A 16832-nucleotide genomic window follows, 5' to 3' on the forward strand; every position below is an offset into this window, starting at 1 on the left:
TGCCGCCTATGTGGATGAGCAGGCAACGTAGTGTTGCGCGGCAAAGGATTTGCTGCGACACTCCCACCCAAATCAGGAATACCTCGAATTCGGTTTAATCCGTGCAGCTTTCATTAGAGTAACAGTCATGCACGGCGGGACTGCAGTCACTACTTGAAGGGGGTAATGTCTTGCTTGTTTCTCTTACGGCTATTGTGTTGTTACTGATTGGTCTTGCGCTCGGCGCAGCCGGGATCTATCTCGCCACGCTGGGTGGCAGCTGGGCCTTCATAGCCATCGCTGTCGGCCTCCTGCTGACCGGCTTTTTCCTTCTCAAACGAAATGCTTTGGCGCTCTGGATTTATGCGCTGGTCATTCTCGGAACGCTTGGCTGGGCCGTTTATGAAGTCGGCTTTGATTGGTGGCGTCTCGGCTCCACTGGCGGCATTATTGTCCTGCTTGGCCTCTGGTTGCTCACGCCATGGATCAGGAAGCCGCTGAATGGTGGTGGTTTACCGCTGACCATTGCGACGCTCGCAGCTCTTGTTGTCGCGGGTTACTCGATGACGCAGGACCCGACCAATATCAAGGGCGATCTGCCAACGGAAAAGGTTGCTGCAACACCTGATCTTGGTGGCAACGTGCCCGAGGGTGAGTGGCATCAATATGGGCGTACACCTTACGGGCAGCGCTATTCACCGCTTGCGCAGATAACGCCTGAAAATGTCTCCAAACTGCAGGTCGCCTGGCAATATCAGACTGGCGATGTGAAACAGCCGCAGGATGTTGGCGAAACCACCTACCAGGTGACACCGCTCAAGATCGGCGACTCGCTTTATCTTTGTACCCCACATAACTGGGCGATTGCGCTTGATGCTGCGACGGGCAAAGAAAAGTGGAAGTTCGATCCCAAGGTTGGTTTTAATACCGATCGCCAGCACCAGACCTGCCGTGGTGTAAGCTACTGGAAGGATTCAACGGCAACGGCGGGAGCCAAATGCTCTGAGCGCGTTTATCTGCCGACTTCGGATGCGCGTCTGATCGCGCTTGATACTGCTACCGGGGAAATATGCACTGACTTTGCCAATGGTGGCACGCTCGATCTCAGCCATGGGATGAAATATAATCCGGCTGGCTATTATTACTCGACCTCGCCACCAGCTGTGGTTGGTGACAAGATCATCGTCGGCGGTGCGGTCAATGACAACTATTCGACCGAAGAACAGTCAGGCGTTATCCGCGCCTTCGATATCCGCACGGGTGAGCTGCTCTGGAATTGGGATTCGGGCAATCCGGATGTTACGACGCCGCTGCCGGAAGGCGAGCATTACACGACCAATTCGCCCAACAGCTGGTCGGTATTCAGCGTCGATGACAAGCTCAACCTTGTTTATATCCCGCTCGGTAATCAGGTGCCGGATCAGCTCGGCATGGGGCGTAGCGATAATGTCGAGAAATATTCTTCTTCCATTGTCGCCCTCGATGTGAATACGGGTCAAGTCAAATGGGTGCGCCAGACAGTGCATCACGACCTTTGGGATATGGACGTTCCAGCCCAGCCAGTTCTTCTTGACATCGATGGTGTGCCTGCACTGGTCGGGCCGACCAAACAGGGCGATATCTATGTGCTTGATCGCCGCACGGGCGAGCCGATCATTCCGATCAGTGAGATTGCGGCTCCAACCGGCGCAATCCCAGAGGATCATACGTCGCCAACGCAGCCGATCTCTGATCTGACATTCAGCCCACCACCGCTTAAAGAAAGCGACATGTGGGGCGTGACATTGTTCGATCAGCTCGCTTGCCGCATCGCGTTCCATCAGCACTTCTATGAAGGGCGCTATACGCCGCCTTCTCTGAAAGGCACGATTGTCTATCCAGGTAATTTCGGTGTCTTCAACTGGGGCAGCGTGGCGGTTGATCCGGTGCGTCAGGTGATGTTCGGCATGCCGACCTACCTCGCTTTCACCTCCCGCCTTGTGCCGCGTGCGGATATTCCGCCGCGTGGACAGGATGAGAAGGGCAGCGAGCAGGGGCTGAACCGCAATGACGGCGCGCCTTATGGCGTCTTCATGGGACCATTCTTAAGCCCGCTCGGCATTCCGTGTCAGTCGCCACCTTGGGGCTATGTTGCGGGTGTCGATCTGCGCACAGGCAAGACGGTTTATAAGCATCGCAATGGCACCATCCGCGACATGGCACCGGTTCCGCTGCCATTCAAGGTTGGCGTGCCGGGCATTGGCGGGCCGATGATTACGGCAGGTGGAGTTGCCTTCCTGGGTGCTGCGGTCGATGACTATCTCCGCGCCTATAATCTTACCAATGGCGAGGTTCTATGGGAGGCACGTTTGCCGGCAGGTGGTCAGTCCACACCTATGACCTATACGGTCGGTGATCAGCAATTCGTGCTGATGGTTGCTGGCGGCCACGGTTCGGTCGGGACTAAGCCGGGCGACTACGTGATTGCCTATACGCTTCCGAAATAAAGCGTATCCCGAAAAGTGCGAAGCGGTTTGCGGAACAAGATGCGCGTAAAAATAAACCGACAGAGCACATCAAACAAAAACGCCGGGAAATTCCCGGCGTTTTGCCTTTTTGATATGTCTCTTGTCCAAAGAGCGTTTCAAACTTTCCCGTGCAGCAACTCGCCCTTTCGCGGTGCGGGGCGCACAGGCTTTTGCACGCTATGGGTGGCAAGCTCGTGAATAATCGGACAGTCGGGGCGATTATTGCCCTGGCAATTATGGGCAAGGTGGCGCAGCGTATCGGCCATATTCTGCAGCTGCTTCATCTTGGCTTCAAGATCTTCAACATGCTGGAGTGCGACCTTCTTCACATCGGCAGATGCGCGGTTGCGATCGCGCCAGAGCGCCAGTAGTTCCTTGATTTGCTCGACCTGAAAGCCGAGATCACGGCTTGAACGGATGAAACGCAGCGTTTCGACATCATTCTGCGTATAGACGCGATAGCCCGAGCTGGTTCTATCGGCAGCCTCGATAAGCCCGATGGTTTCATAATGGCGGATCATTTTCGCCGATATGCCCGATGCTTTGGCGGCTTGCCCGATATTCATCCCGTTCCTCGCTGTATCGTGGTTTTACAGGATATAGGGATGGCAAGGCGTCATTCAAAGAGTCTTGCGAGCAGGTATTCGACGATTGTTATGTTAAGAGACCAGACTATAGCCATCTGGCAAAGGACGCTTGCCGATGAAACGCCCTCCCGCCAGACATCTGACAGGAGGACGTTTTAAGATGCTCGATCAGGCAGAGAAGTAGTTCTGTGTGCCGTGCGCTTCGATGGCCTGTGCAAGGCGTTCCAGCGCATGCACATAAGCTGCCGAACGGACAGTAACCTTGTGTTGCTTGGCATGGTTCCAGATGGCACGGCCTTCGCGTTCCATGATGGTTTTCAGGCGTTCATGGATTTCTTCAAGCGTCCAGTAATAGCCCTGACGGTTCTGAACCCATTCAAAATAGGAAACAGTTACGCCACCGGCATTGGCCAGAATATCTGGCAGGATGATGACGCCCTTTTCCTCCAAAATCTTGTCGGCTTCAGGCGTAACAGGACCGTTTGCAAGCTCAACAATCAACTTGGTTTGGATGGATGCAGCATTATCGACATGGATCATGTTTTCCATGGCGCTTGGTGCCAATACATCGCAATCAACGGCGACAAGTTCATCAGCGCTGATCGCTTCATGGCCCTTGTTACCAGCAGTGGAAACAACCGATTTGCCCTGTTCCTTTGCTGCCAGAAGCAGATCAAGATCAAGACCTTTGGCGCAATAAACCGCACCCGACGAATCTGACACTGCTACGATCTTGTGGCCGTCACTGGCCATAAGTTTCGCAAAAAACTGTCCAGCATTACCGAAGCCCTGAACTGCAACGCGAAGCTGCGAAGCAAGCCCGAGGTCGTGCGCCAGATGGCGAACCAGATAGAAGCCGCCGCGTGCTGTCGCATCGTTACGACCAAGCGAGCCACCGAGTGCCAATGGCTTACCGGTAATCACGGCAGGTGAGGATTGGCCGACGATCTGAGAGTATTCGTCTGCCATCCAGCCCATGATCATGGAGTTGGTATAGACGTCTGGTGCCGGAATATCGCGGTCTGGGCCGATGATGCCGGAGAAAGCCTGAATATAGGCGCGTGAAAGACGCTCAAGCTCAGCCTTGGAAAGCTTGCGTGGATCAACCTGGATAGCACCCTTGCCACCGCCATAAGGCAGGTTCATCACGGCGCACTTGAAGGTCATCCAGAAAGCGAGTGTTTCGACTTCTTCAGCCGTTGATTCGGGATGATAACGGATGCCGCCCTTGGTTGGTCCGCGAGTGTCGTCATAGCGGCAGCGCCATGCAAGAAAGGATTTACGCGAGCCGTCGTCCATGCGGATCATCAACCGCACCTTCATGGTTTCGCGCGCGTATTTCAGCTTTTCGATAACATCCGGATCGATATTGATATGGCTTGCGGCTTCATCAAGACGAACGAGCGCACTTTCAAGTAGATTTTCCCTAGTCATGAAATCACCTTTCTTGCTTTTATCCCTCTTTAAAGAGGCGTTTATGAACGCTTGAGTAGCGCTTCACGCAATAAAAGAAAAGAGAAAAGGACAACAATATTGTCCTATTTTGATAAAAACTATTTGGAGGATTTCTAATATTATTAATCACTAATATTAAGGACATAGCAGCTCCTTCGGGCCGTCCGTGAAAACAACCAGAGCTTCGCAATATCCAGCCAAAACTAAAAAGTTTAGTTCAACCCTGCTTCAGATATCCGCGTTCTACACCTTCTGCGATTATCCGCTGAGCGGCGTCCCAAAGTGTGTCAGATGCCTGTGAAATGGGCGCCTTTCTATCCAGTACGTCTGATGCGGTCACACCCGGCGTGTGCCAGGTTCCGCCACTGGTGAAAAAGTTATGAAGGAGCGGCTGTAGCCTATCCATCGCGCGCGCGAATTGTGATTCAGGCGTTGCACGCGCCTCAAATTCATCCCACAGCGCGCGAAACTCCAGCGCCTGATCTTCCGGCAGAATGCCGAATAACCGGTCGGCGGCCTGTATTTCGCGCTCTTCCTGATCAACAGCTCCCACGGCATCATAAATGAACGTATCGCCCGCATCGATCTCCACGATGTCGTGGATGATCAGCATCTTGAGTACACGCAGGAGATCGACTTTCTCATTCGCATGTTCATGCAGAACCATCGCCATGAGCGTCAGTTCCCAGGTGTGCTCGGCATCATTTTCGCGCCGCGAAACATCCAGAAGTGGGGTCCGCCGTATCACCTGTTTCAGTTTTTCTACTTCAAGAATGAACTGGAATTGCTGTCGCAGTCTGGAATTCGGCACAAGATTTGCAAATTCGCTCTCAGGCAGGTCTAGCGGCTTAAGCGGCAATGTATCGGTCATCGGCAATCCAGTTGAAGTTGATGTGACGCATTCAATCCGGTTCCACTACTGTCCTTGTCAGACGCGAATTGCAACACTTGGGCGCTCCGATCTTCGCCATGTCGCGAAATGGTGCTAATGTCGTATTTGTGACGTCTTTTGACGCAAGCCTGCTGTCGGTTTCACGCGCAAGCCAATACAAATATCACCAGAGATTTTTCATGTGCTGCATGGGTGCATGAACCGTAAGACTGGTGGTTGTTCATGTCCCGTTTTTCGTTAGCTTCTATCGTTGGCAACGCGCTTTCCGGCAATAAGAACTGGAAGCCGCAATGGCCGGATGCCGAACCCAAGGCCGAATATGATGTGATCATCGTCGGTGCTGGCGGCCATGGTCTGGGTGCCGCCTATTATCTGGCCAAGGAACACGGCATCACCAATGTCGCGGTCATCGAAAAAGGCTGGCTTGGCGGCGGTAATACCGGACGCAACACCACCATTATCCGCTCCAACTATCTCTATGACGAGAGCGCGCATCTTTACGAACACGCGATGAAATTGTGGGAAGGTCTAAGCCAGGACCTCAATTATAACGTCATGTTCTCGCAGCGCGGTGTGATGATGCTGGCGCATACGGTTCATGACGTGCAGAGCTTCAAGCGTCATATCCATGCCAATCGTCTCAATGGTATCGACAATGAATGGATGACCAAGGAGCAGGCGAAGGCATATTGTCCGCCGCTCGATATTTCGGCGAATGCGCGCTATCCGGTTGTTGGTGCCACCTTGCAGCGGCGAGGCGGTGTGGCCAGACACGATGCCGTGGCCTGGGGCTATGCGCGCGGTGCAACCGAGCGCGGCGTTGATATCATACAGAATTGCCCGGTGACGGCCATTCGTCGCGATGCTTCGGGCCGTGTGACCGGCGTTGATACGCCACGCGGGTTTATCAAGGCGAAGAAGGTGGCGGTTTCCGCTGCTGGCAGCACATCGATTGTCATGGATACCGCAGGCGTGCGCATGCCACTTGAAAGCTTCCCGCTACAGGCGCTGGTGTCTGAGCCGGTCAAGCCGATCTTCCCATGCGTAGTTATGTCCAATTCGGTGCATGCCTATATCAGCCAGTCCGACAAGGGTGAGTTGGTGATTGGTTCCGGCACTGACCAATATGTCTCTTATAGCCAGCGCGGCGGTCTGCCATTGATCGAGCATACGCTTGCGGCCATTTGCGAAGTCTTCCCGATCTTCACCCGTATGCGGATGCTGCGCAAATGGGGTGGTATCGTTGACGTCACGCCTGATCGTTCGCCGATCATTGGCAAGACGCCGGTTCCGGGCCTGTTTGTGAATTGCGGTTGGGGCACCGGGGGCTTCAAGGCAACGCCGGGTTCTGCGCATGTCTTCGCGCACACAATCGCCCGCGACGAGCCACACTGGATCAACGCACCGTTCACGCTTGAACGCTTCACCACCGGTCGCCTGATCGATGAAGCGGCTGCTGCTGCTGTCGCGCACTAAGGAATAGGGGAAACACAAAATGCTTCTTATCCGTTGCCCTTATTGCGAGAAGGAACACCCGGAACTGGAATTCGCCTATGCGGGCGAAGCGCATATTGCACGTCCAGCCGATCCATCGACGCTTTCCGATGATGAATGGCGCGATTTCCTGTTCACGCGCTCAAACCCTCGCGGTACCCATTATGAACGCTGGCGGCATATCAATGGCTGCGGTCGCTTCTTCAATGCTGTGCGCGACACGGTAAGCGACAAGTTTGTCACCACCTACAAGGCCGGTGAACCCCGTCCTGCTTTGGCAGAAACTCCGGCTGCGGAGACGAAATAATGACCGATATGCGCATTCATAACAAAGGCCGCGTCAACAAGGCCAAGGCTGTGCGTTTCACCTTCAACGGCAAGTCCTATTCGGGCTTTGAAGGCGATACGCTGGCATCCGCCATGCTTGCCAATGGCGAACATCTGGCCGGTCGTTCGTTCAAATATCACCGTCCGCGCGGCATTCTTTCTGCCGGTTCCGAAGAGCCAAATGCGCTGATGGGCGTCTCAAGAGGACCGGGCCGTTATGAGCCGAACACCCGCGCAACGGTTCTCGAACTCTATGACGGCTTGAAAGCCGAAAGCCAGAACCATTGGCCGTCGCTCAAGCACGATGTAGGCGCGATCAATGATGCGTTCTACATGTTCTTCTCTGCGGGCTTTTACTACAAGACCTTCATGTGGCCGAAGAGCTTCTGGAACAAGGTCTATGAGCCTTTCATCCGAGGCGCTGCCGGTCTTGGCAAGTCGCCATCCGAACCGGACCCAGACACCTATGCCAGCCGCTATGCTTTCTGCGACGTGCTGATCGCCGGTGGTGGACCTGCCGGCCTGGCTGCTGCGCTCGAAGCTGCAAAGAGCGGCGCGAAGGTCATCCTCGTGGATGAGCAGGCCGAATTTGGTGGCTCGCTTCTGTCCGAGCCAGAGCCGGTCATCAATGGCCGCGCAAGCTGGGACTGGCTCAATGAAACCATAGCGGCCCTTAAAGCCAATCCGAATGTCACGCTTTTGCCGCGCACAACGGCCATTGGCTATTACCATCAGAACATGGTCGGCCTTTGCGAACGCCTGACCGATCATCAGGCAAAGCCCGCCTCCAATGCACCGCGTGAACGTATGTGGCGTGTGCGTGCAAAGCAGGTGGTGCTGGCGCAGGGCGCGATTGAAAAGCCGCTGGTCTTTGCAGGCAATGACCGTCCCGGCGTGATGCTGGCTTCCGCGGGACGCACCTATCTCAATCGCTATGGCGTCAAGGTTGGCAATCAGGCTGTCGTCGTCACCTCGCATGACAGTGCATGGCTCGCGGCTTTCGATTTGGCGGTGGCAGGCGTCAAGGTTCCTGCCATCATCGATGTGCGTTCGAGCGTTGCCGACAGCCTTATCAACCGTGCCAAAATGCTCGGCATTGAAACACTGACCGGCTGGACTGTTACGGACACTGGCGGACGTCATCGTGTGTCGTCCGTGCGCGTCAATCCGGTTTCCAATGGCTCGGTCGGTGCTGCACGCATAATTGCCTGCGATGTGGTGCTGATGTCTGGTGGGTGGAATCCGAGCGTGCATCTCTTTTCGCACACAAAAGGCTCGCTTGTCTGGGATGACGCGCGTCAGATTTATCTTCCGGGTAAGCCGACCGAGGAAAGCCGTTGTGCAGGAGCAGGCAATGGCAATTTCGATTTGCAGGCCGCTCTTCGCGAAGGTGCAGATGCAGGCGCTGCTGCCGCAAAGGATGTTGGGCATAAGGCCAAAGCATCTGAATATGCAGTTGCTGGTGATTTCATCTGCGATGGTGAGAGCGTGCGCGAACTGCCGACAGATCGCGATCCCGGCAAGGCCAAGGCTTTCATCGATTTCCAGAACGATGTGACGGCCAAGGATATTCGTCTGGCTGTGCGCGAGGGCTTCCGCTCTATCGAGCATGTTAAGCGCTACACCACCAACGGTATGGCGACCGATCAGGGTAAGACGTCCAACATTAATGGTCTGGCGATTGCAGCGGATGCGTTGAAGAGGCCAACGCCGCAGGTGGGTCTCACAACTTTCCGCCCGCCTTACACACCGACCACCTTTGGTGCTTTCTGCGGCTACAATCGTGGCAAGCTGTTTGATGTGACACGCAAGACGCCAATCGATAGCTGGGCCGAGCAGCATGGCGCTGCTTTCGAGCCGGTCTCGCTGTGGCGACGGGCATGGTACTTCCCGAAAACCGGCGAAGACATGCACAAGGCGGTGGCACGCGAATGCAAGGCCACGCGTCAATCATTGGGCATGTTCGACGCTTCAACGCTTGGCAAGATCGAAGTGGTCGGCCCCGATGCGGCAGAGTTCATGAACCGCATGTACACCAATCCATGGACGAAGCTCGGTGTCGGGCGCTGCCGTTATGGTCTGCTGCTTGGCGAAGATGGCTTCATCCGTGATGACGGTGTAGTTGGTCGTCTCATGCAGGATCGTTTCCATGTGACAACCACAACCGGCGGTGCCGCGCGTGTTCTCAATATGATGGAAGACTATCTCCAGACCGAATGGCCGGAGCTGAAAGTCTCGCTCACCTCAACCACTGAGCAATGGGCAGTTGTGGCGATCAACGGTCCCAATGCGCGCAAGCTTATCGAACCGATGGTCGAAGGGCTGGATATCTCAAACGAAAACTTCCCGCATATGTCGGTCGCGGAATGCACATTCCTCGGCGTGCCAGCACGTCTGTTCCGTATGAGCTTCACCGGCGAACTTGGCTTCGAAATCAACGTGCCTGCGCGTTACGGTCTTTCACTTTGGAAGGCACTCTATGAGGCCGGTCAGCAATATGACATCACGCCTTACGGCACGGAAACTATGCACGTTCTGCGCGCGGAAAAAGGCTATATCATTGTCGGTCAGGACACTGACGGTACGATAACGCCGGATGATGCAAGCCTCGGCTGGGCTGTTGGCAAGCAGAAGCCGGATTTTGTCGGTAAGCGCTCGCTGGCTCGCCCTGATATGCTTAAATCTGATCGCAAGCATCTTGTGGGTCTGTTGACCAACGATCCGAAGCTGGTTCTGGAAGAAGGCGCACAGATTGTTGCCGATCCAAAACAGGCGCTGCCGATGACCATGCTTGGCCATGTCACTTCGTCCTATTGGAGCGAGGCCCTTGGTCGGTCTATTGCCATGGCGGTTGTTGCTGGCGGCAAGGACCGTATAGGTGAAACGCTTTATATGCCAATGCCCGATGGAAGCGTACATGAAGCCACTGTTTCGGGAATGGTCTTTTATGATCCCGAAGGCGCGAAGTTGAACGGATAAGGATTGAACCATGCTTGTTGAGACAAAACCTTATTCGAACCGCAAGGTCGTTATTCCGGGTCGTCTGGAAATCCACGCAGCCGATGACGCTGCCCGTTTCGTATTGCGCATTGCGGCCACAAAACTGAAGCTAGCGGAAAAAGCGCTAGGTGCAAAAATCCCAGCAAAGATCGGCGATCTTATCCGCACGGATGATATCGCAGTCGCCTGCATCGGGCCGGATGAATGGTATATCTGGGCCGAGGAAACCAAGGGCGCAACCATCACGCAGGCATTCGCCAAGCTCTATGAAACCGAGCAGCACAGCCTGACGGAAGTGAGCCACCGCGAAACCGGCGTCGATATTACTGGTCCCAAGGCCGAATGGTTGTTGAATGCCGCTTCTCCGCTGGAACTGGCCAAGATGCAAGCGCCAGGAGCCGCCCGTACGATATTCGATCATGCCCAGATTATTCTTCTGAAATGGGACGAAGATCATTATCGCATTGAGGTGTGGAACTCATTCGCCGATCACGTCTGGACCCTGCTGGAACTTGCCAGTAACGAAGTCGAACTCGCAGTCTGATTGATACCTTATTCCTCCAAAAACGCCGCCCAACCGGGTGGCGTTTTTGCATTCTAGAGCGTGACATCTCTTTCCCTCATCCTGAGGAGCCGTTGAAAACGGCGTCTCGAAGGCGAGGGAAAACGAACCAAGCCTATGCCCTCGTCCTTCGACCCGGTGCTTCGCACTGGCTCAGGATGAGGAGGGCGTTCGAAAACCCCATATTTCTGAAAGCGAGAGGCTTTCGCTCTCCCAGAGCACCGATCTGGCACATTCACACCGAACCGCGCTCGAACCCCAATTTCACCTTGCCTTCCATAAATCCATATGTGAAGACTGTATTCACATAGAAATTCGTGAGGAGGGAATTTCCCGATGTCGGAAAACGAACTGCCGCTGAGCGGGCTCGTCATTGTCGATATGAGCCAGTTTTTGTCGGGGCCTTATTGCTCGTTGCGCCTGATGGACTTAGGCGCACGCGTTATTAAGATTGAGCGGCCCGATGGCGGCGATCTCTCGCGCAGGCTTTATCTGAGTGACACGGAAATAGGTGGTGATTCCACGATTTTTCATGCGATCAATCGCGGCAAGGACAGCCTTGCAATCGATCTGAAAAACCCTGACGATTTGGCGGCGTTGAAGAAGCTTCTCACACAGGCTGACGTGTTGATCCAGAACTTCCGTCCCGGTGTCATAAAGCGTCTTGGCCTCGATTATGAAGCAGCTCAAGCAATCAATCCGCGTCTCGTCTATGCATCGATCAGCGGTTATGGCGAAGAAGGTCCATGGGTCGGGCGTCCGGGACAGGACTTGCTGGCGCAAGCGCGTTCAGGCCTGATGTGGCTGAATGGTGATGAAGGGCAGGGGCCGGTGCCATTCGGTTTGGCGGTCGCTGATATGCTGGCAGGCGCTGCCGCAGCGCAGGGCATTCTCGCCGCACTGGTCCGCCGTGGCATTACCAACAAAGGCTCGCATGTCGAAACCAGCCTTCTCGAAGCGCTGGTTGATTTCCAGTTTGAAGTGCTGACCACTCATTTGAACGATGGTCGCCGTCTGCCGAAGCGTTCTGAGTTCCGCAGCGCCCACGCTTATCTTTCAGCACCCTATGGGGTTTATCCGGCAGCGGACGGTTATCTCGCCATTGCCATGATGCCGATTGCAAAACTCGCGCCCCTGCTTGAAACAGATACACTTGCGCCTTTCATTGACGATCCGAAGATCGCATTCGCTAAGCGCGATGAAATCAAACGCCTGATTGCGGCGCGTATTGCTGAGAAAACAGTCGATGAGTGGCTCGCCATTCTGGAACCGGCCGATATCTGGTGTGCCCGCGTTCTCAACTGGGAAGAACTGCTCAAAAGCGAAGGCTTTTCGGTCCTCGACATGCTCCAGACGGTGACACGTGAAGACGATGTTTCCATCACCACTACACGTTCACCACTGCGCATCAATGGTTTGCGTGCGAAGGTTGCGCGTGCGGCACCGCGCATTGGCGAAAACAGCAGGGAAATTCGCGAGGAGTTCGGCCTATGAGCAAGATCACGCTTAAAGGCATGACCTGGAGCCACCCGCGCGGTTATGATCCGATGGTGGCGGCGGCTCAACAATGGTTGCAGGATAAGGGCGTCGAGATTGAGTGGGAAAAGCGCTCGCTTCAGGATTTTGAGACTTATCCTGTCGAGGAACTGGCGCGCAATTTCGATATGATCGTGATTGATCATCCGCATGTGGGGCAAATTACCAAGGAAAATTGCCTGCTGCCGCTTGATGTAGCTGGACGCGAAACAGAACTTGCGGCGCTTGCGGATGGTTCGGTCGGGCAGTCTTTCCCGAGCTATAACTGGCAGGGGCGGCAATGGGCGTTTCCGCTGGATGCTGCAACGCAGGTTCAGGCATTGCGTCCTGATCTGATGGACAAGCCTGCAACCTCGTGGGGCGAAGTGCTGCGGCTTGCACGCTCTGGAAAAGTGCTGTTGCCACTGCGTTCGCCGCATTCGCTGATGAGTTTTTACACACTTGTCGCCAATGCCGGAACACCTTGCTCAGTGGAAGGCGAGCTGATCTCTGTTGAGGATGGTGCCAAGGCTTTCGAGCAGTTACGTGAGCTTGCTTCACTGGTGAAGCCTGAATGTTTTGGCATGGACCCGATTGCTGTGTTTGAGGAAATGGCGAAGCCTGATTCCGAGATAGCCTGCTCACCGCTGATCTATGGCTATGTGAATTATGCCATGCCAGAATTCCGTGAACGTTTGATCCGCTTTTCCGATATTCCAGCGGGTGCGGCGGGTGTTGCAGGTTCTGCTCTCGGCGGCACGGGTATTGCGGTTTCTGCCTTCAGCAAGCATTCAGTCGCAGCCATTGATTTTGCTTATTGGATTGCGAGTGGGGATGTGCAGAAGGGGCTTTATGCGGCCTCCAACGGCCAGCCGGGGCATGCGAGTGCCTGGGAAGACGCCATTGTAAATGCAGCGACGTCAGACTTCTATCGGGATACGCGTGCAACGCTTGAAGGCGCATGGGTGCGCCCACGTCACGATGGCTATATGCCATTTCAGGAAGCGGCATCCGAGCGCATTAACAAGGGCTTAGTGGAAAATGAGAAGGCGGAAGATGTTATCGTCGATCTCAATAGGCTTTTCCGCGAAAGCTTTTAATTAAAAAAAAGGCTGGCGGTTTGTCGCCAGCCTGATCAATTTTACAGCTTCCAGAGGCGCGTTGCATTCTCAGAAAGCAGCAGCGCTTTTTCGTCTTCGCTGCATCCTTCAAGAAGCGCATGGGTTGTGGCAACCCATGTCGAAAGCCCAGCATCGACACTGCTCGCCCCCGGAACTGCTAAGGTGCAGACCGGCCAGTCACTCCCCCACACGATACGCTCCCAGCCGAACGACTGAATGACATGCTCCACATAAGGGCGCAGGGTTTCTACGGTCCAGCTTGCGGAGTCCGCATAAGCCACAACGCCTGAAATCTTGGCGACCACATTGTCGCGCTGAGCAATCTCAGTAATTCCCTTCTGCCAGACTTCCAGCGCACCTGATTTGATGTCCGGCACACCGCAATGGTCGAGTACGAATTGTGCATCTGTTGCGAGGTCGGCGAGAGCCACGGCTTTGTCGATTTGATGCGGCAAAGTGCAGAGATCAAATGTCAGGCCGGTGCCTTCCAAGCGCCTGATATTTTCGCGGAACAAAGGCTTTTCCGACAAATCGTCAGGCACGACATGCAACACGCGCCGAAAACCTTTCACGAAAGGATTGCCAAGCTGCTGTTCCAGATATTCGGCAAATTCTGGTTCTTCAGGGCGGCAGGATGCGATTGCACCCTTAATGTAGCCATTATATTGCCGCGAGATTGCCTCAATGTGAGCGGTCTCGGCCACAATTTGTGCCGGTAAAACATCCACTTCCATATGAAGCGCTGCTGTAATGCCGCAGCGTTCGGCCTGCTTCTGATAGGTCTCAAACAGAAAGTCGCGGTTCAAGGCTGGTACGTCTCCCAGCCATGGATAATTCAACGCGCTTTTGTCGATCAGATGCAGATGGGTATCGATAATCATGAAAACTCTCCTCCTATGTCATACTTTCAAAAAAGAAGAGAGTTTTCAAATAAGAATTATCGCAGTGAACTATTCTGTTGTGCCGATATCAGAACCAACCAGTTTGGACAGGTCTTTTACCGTATTCTGCAGCAGTGTAATCGTCTGAGTAATGTCTGGTGCAGGGGCAGAATTGACGAGCGTCACATAGGGGCAGGTGAGTGCTGCAATGCAGGCACCATCGGGACCGAGAATCGGTGCGGACAAATTGTAAACGCCTGCGACCTGCGCACTCGGCATCATCTCGTAGCCACGCTCTCTGATCTGGTCGAGCCTCTCATAGAAGCTTTCATCCAGCTTGATGCTATCGCTGTCTTTCACATATTCGGCAATCATCATCTTACGCTCTTCAGGCGAGCGGAAGGCAAGCAGTACATGACCGGAACCCGTATCAAACAGGCTGATATGCGAGCCGACACGGATGGAGATTCCCCAGTAATCCGGGGCTTCCTGCTGGGCGATGACCACCACCGAGCCACGGTCAAAAACCGCGAGCTGGTTGGCTTGTTTTGAGCGGTCGGCGAGATCACGCATATAGGGCGTGGCGAAGGATGCAAGCCTGCGAACCGGCGCATGCAGATGCGCCAAACCGAACAGCTTAAGGGTCAAAGAATAGCGGTCGCCTTCGAGTTTCGTGACGTAGCCGCGCTTCACCAGCCGGTCGAGCATCCGGTAAAACTCATTCGGACTGCGGTCGAGATGTTTTGCAATCTCGGCCTGGCTGAGACCTCCATCAACGCTTGCCAGCAATTCAAGAATGTCCAGCCCCTTGTCCAGCGCTGGCGCGCGATAGCGGTCATCTGTTTCCAAACTCGTCCCCTTCATGAATAGCCTTCTTCATATACGAACATTGCAAATGACGAAAGTCGTGAACGCATCGAAAGCGCCTTGACCGGGTGTGAATATTATGTTTGCATATAAATACACAATTCACAATTGGGGGTGGGCATGGGAGTTGCCCGTCAAGAGGAGGAGAAGCATGAGAAATTTCACGACATCTGTGCTGGCAGGTTCTGTGCTGCTGGCTGCAGGGATGGTTTCCGCGGGGGCTGCGGAACTTCCGGGCAAATTTGAAGGCGTTACAATTGACGCCAAGCTGATCGGCGGTCAGCAATATGAAGCGCTTTATTCGCGCATTGCCGATTGGGAAAAGGCAACCGGTGCCAAGGTCAACATCCTGTCCAAGAAGAACCACTTCGAACTGGACAAGGAAATCAAGTCTGACATCGCATCGGGTTCGATCAACTGGTGCGTCGGTTCCAACCATTCATCCTTTGCACCGCAATATCCTACCCTTTATGCCGATCTGAACGGCTTGCTTCCGAAAGAAGAAATCGAAGGCTTCGTGCCATCGGTCATCAAGGCTTCAACGCTCAACGACAAGCTGATCATGCTGCCGCGTGCACAGTTCGACGTATCGGCACTTTATTATCAGAAGAGCCTCTACGAGGATGACGCCAAGAAGACGGCATTCAAGGAGAAATACGGCTACGATCTGGCGCCGCCAAAGACCTGGAAAGAAGTTTCCGATCAGGCTGTGTTCTTTGCTGATCCACCGAATTTCTACGGCACACAGTTTGCGGGCAAGGAAGAAGCCATCAATGGCCGCTTCTATGAAATGCTCGTTGCTGAAGGCGGCGAATATCTCAAGGACGGCAAGCCAGCTTTCAATTCGGAAGCCGGTGTTCGTGCGCTCGACTGGTTTGTCAATCTCTACAAGGCCAAGGCAGTTCCTGCCGGCACGACAAACTATCTCTGGGATGAGCTGGGCGCTGGCTTTGCATCGGGCACCATCGCAATCAACTTGGATTGGCCAGGCTGGGCGACCTATTTCAACGATCCAAAGTCGTCGAAAGTCGCAGGCAATGTCGGGATCGTTCCTCCACCTGCAGGTTCATCGGGCAAGCGCACTGGCTGGTCGGGTCATCACGGCTTCTCGGTCACTGAAACCTGTAGCAACAAGGAAGCCGCTGCATCGCTCGTCTGGTTCCTGACCAACGAGGATTCGCAGAAGCAGGAATCGGCTGCAGGCACTTTGCCAACGCGCACAGCTGTCTGGGATTACGTCATCGAACAGGCTGCGTCCGATCCATACAAGAAGGAAGTGCTCTCGGTATTCCAGGAAACGGCAAAGACCGCTTTCCCGGTTCCTCAGACACCATCCTGGATCGAAATTTCAAACGCTGTCTATCCTGAGCTTCAGGCCGCGATCCTTGGCGACAAGACTTCGCAGCAGGCGCTTGACGATGCAGCCAAGAAAGCAACGCAGATCCTCGAGGATGCAGGCGAACTCTGATTTCGCTTGGTAACTTTATGGCCCGCCTTTGGGAAACCGACTGGCGGGCCGTTTTGACAGGTTTTCCGCTTAGAGTGCCATGCATCCAATTGGACGCATAAAGGACGCTCTAAACTATTGAATCTACGCATCGTGCTTTCCAAAAATCGATTTCGATTTTTAGGCCGATGCTGTGGT

Annotated in this window: 13 protein-coding genes; 8 read left to right on the forward strand and 5 right to left on the reverse strand. The window is 54.4% G+C overall.

All coding sequences use genetic code 11. The annotated features are described in order from the left end of the window. Positions 1–170 precede the first annotated feature (170 nt). Positions 171–2465 (forward strand): glucose/quinate/shikimate family membrane-bound PQQ-dependent dehydrogenase, encoded by a 2295-nt coding sequence (locus tag CES85_RS10580; protein WP_095445959.1) that lies wholly within the window; start codon positions 171–173, stop codon positions 2463–2465. 137 nt (positions 2466–2602) lie between these two features. Here CES85_RS10580 and cueR read toward each other — a convergent pair whose 3' ends face one another. The 3 genes from cueR to CES85_RS10595 all read right to left on the reverse strand — a co-directional run bounded on the left by cueR (position 2603) and on the right by CES85_RS10595 (position 5399). After that, positions 2603–3052: a Cu(I)-responsive transcriptional regulator gene (cueR, locus tag CES85_RS10585; protein WP_095445960.1), complete on the reverse strand. Its 450-nt coding sequence runs from the start codon at positions 3050–3052 to the stop codon at positions 2603–2605. Positions 3053–3241: 189 nt separating this feature from the next. Beyond that, positions 3242–4507 (reverse strand): Glu/Leu/Phe/Val family dehydrogenase, encoded by a 1266-nt coding sequence (locus CES85_RS10590; RefSeq protein WP_095445961.1) that lies wholly within the window; start codon positions 4505–4507, stop codon positions 3242–3244. 238 nt (positions 4508–4745) lie between these two features. Continuing rightward, on the reverse strand, positions 4746–5399 hold the full coding sequence (locus tag CES85_RS10595) for an HD domain-containing protein (RefSeq protein ID WP_095445962.1): 654 nt from the start codon (positions 5397–5399) through the stop codon (positions 4746–4748). A 243-nt stretch (positions 5400–5642) separates the two neighbouring features. Here CES85_RS10595 and CES85_RS10600 point away from each other — a divergent pair, with 243 nt between their 5' ends. The 6 genes from CES85_RS10600 (at position 5643) to CES85_RS10625 (ending at position 13418) form a co-directional block, all read left to right on the forward strand. Continuing rightward, positions 5643–6896, forward strand: coding sequence for a sarcosine oxidase subunit beta family protein (locus CES85_RS10600; RefSeq protein WP_095445963.1), 1254 nt, complete (start codon positions 5643–5645; stop codon positions 6894–6896). A 19-nt stretch (positions 6897–6915) separates the two neighbouring features. After that, positions 6916–7221 carry a sarcosine oxidase subunit delta gene (locus CES85_RS10605; protein WP_095445964.1) on the forward strand — a complete coding sequence of 102 codons (306 nt, stop codon included), beginning with the start codon at positions 6916–6918 and terminating at the stop codon, positions 7219–7221. After that, on the forward strand, positions 7221–10220 hold the full coding sequence (locus tag CES85_RS10610) for a sarcosine oxidase subunit alpha (protein WP_095445965.1): 3000 nt from the start codon (positions 7221–7223) through the stop codon (positions 10218–10220). Before CES85_RS10605 ends, CES85_RS10610 begins: the two co-directional genes overlap by 1 nt. Positions 10221–10230: 10 nt before the next feature. Continuing rightward, entirely contained in the window at positions 10231–10785 is a 555-nt protein-coding gene (locus CES85_RS10615; RefSeq protein ID WP_095445966.1) for a sarcosine oxidase subunit gamma, read from the forward strand. Positions 10786–11139: 354 nt separating this feature from the next. Then, on the forward strand, positions 11140–12297 hold the full coding sequence (locus tag CES85_RS10620) for a CaiB/BaiF CoA transferase family protein (RefSeq protein WP_095445967.1): 1158 nt from the start codon (positions 11140–11142) through the stop codon (positions 12295–12297). Continuing rightward, complete coding sequence (locus CES85_RS10625) at positions 12294–13418, forward strand: extracellular solute-binding protein (RefSeq protein WP_095445968.1); 1125 nt, start codon at positions 12294–12296, stop codon at positions 13416–13418. The genes CES85_RS10620 and CES85_RS10625 overlap by 4 nt, the downstream gene beginning before the upstream one ends. 41 nt (positions 13419–13459) lie before the next feature. On the opposite strand, the gene CES85_RS10630 is transcribed toward CES85_RS10625, so the two are convergent. Both CES85_RS10630 and CES85_RS10635 read right to left on the reverse strand, forming a co-directional pair. After that, positions 13460–14320 (reverse strand): amidohydrolase family protein, encoded by an 861-nt coding sequence (locus CES85_RS10630; RefSeq protein WP_095445969.1) that lies wholly within the window; start codon positions 14318–14320, stop codon positions 13460–13462. A 69-nt stretch (positions 14321–14389) separates the two neighbouring features. Further along, complete coding sequence (locus tag CES85_RS10635) at positions 14390–15184, reverse strand: IclR family transcriptional regulator (RefSeq protein WP_095445970.1); 795 nt, start codon at positions 15182–15184, stop codon at positions 14390–14392. 154 nt (positions 15185–15338) lie between these two features. Here CES85_RS10635 and CES85_RS10640 point away from each other — a divergent pair, with 154 nt between their 5' ends. Then, positions 15339–16655, forward strand: a complete 1317-nt coding sequence (locus CES85_RS10640) for an ABC transporter substrate-binding protein (protein WP_095445971.1) — start codon at positions 15339–15341, stop codon at positions 16653–16655. Positions 16656–16832 lie beyond the last annotated feature (177 nt).

It is taken from the genome of Ochrobactrum quorumnocens, assembly GCF_002278035.1.
Classification (GTDB): Bacteria; Pseudomonadota; Alphaproteobacteria; order Rhizobiales; family Rhizobiaceae; genus Brucella; species Brucella quorumnocens.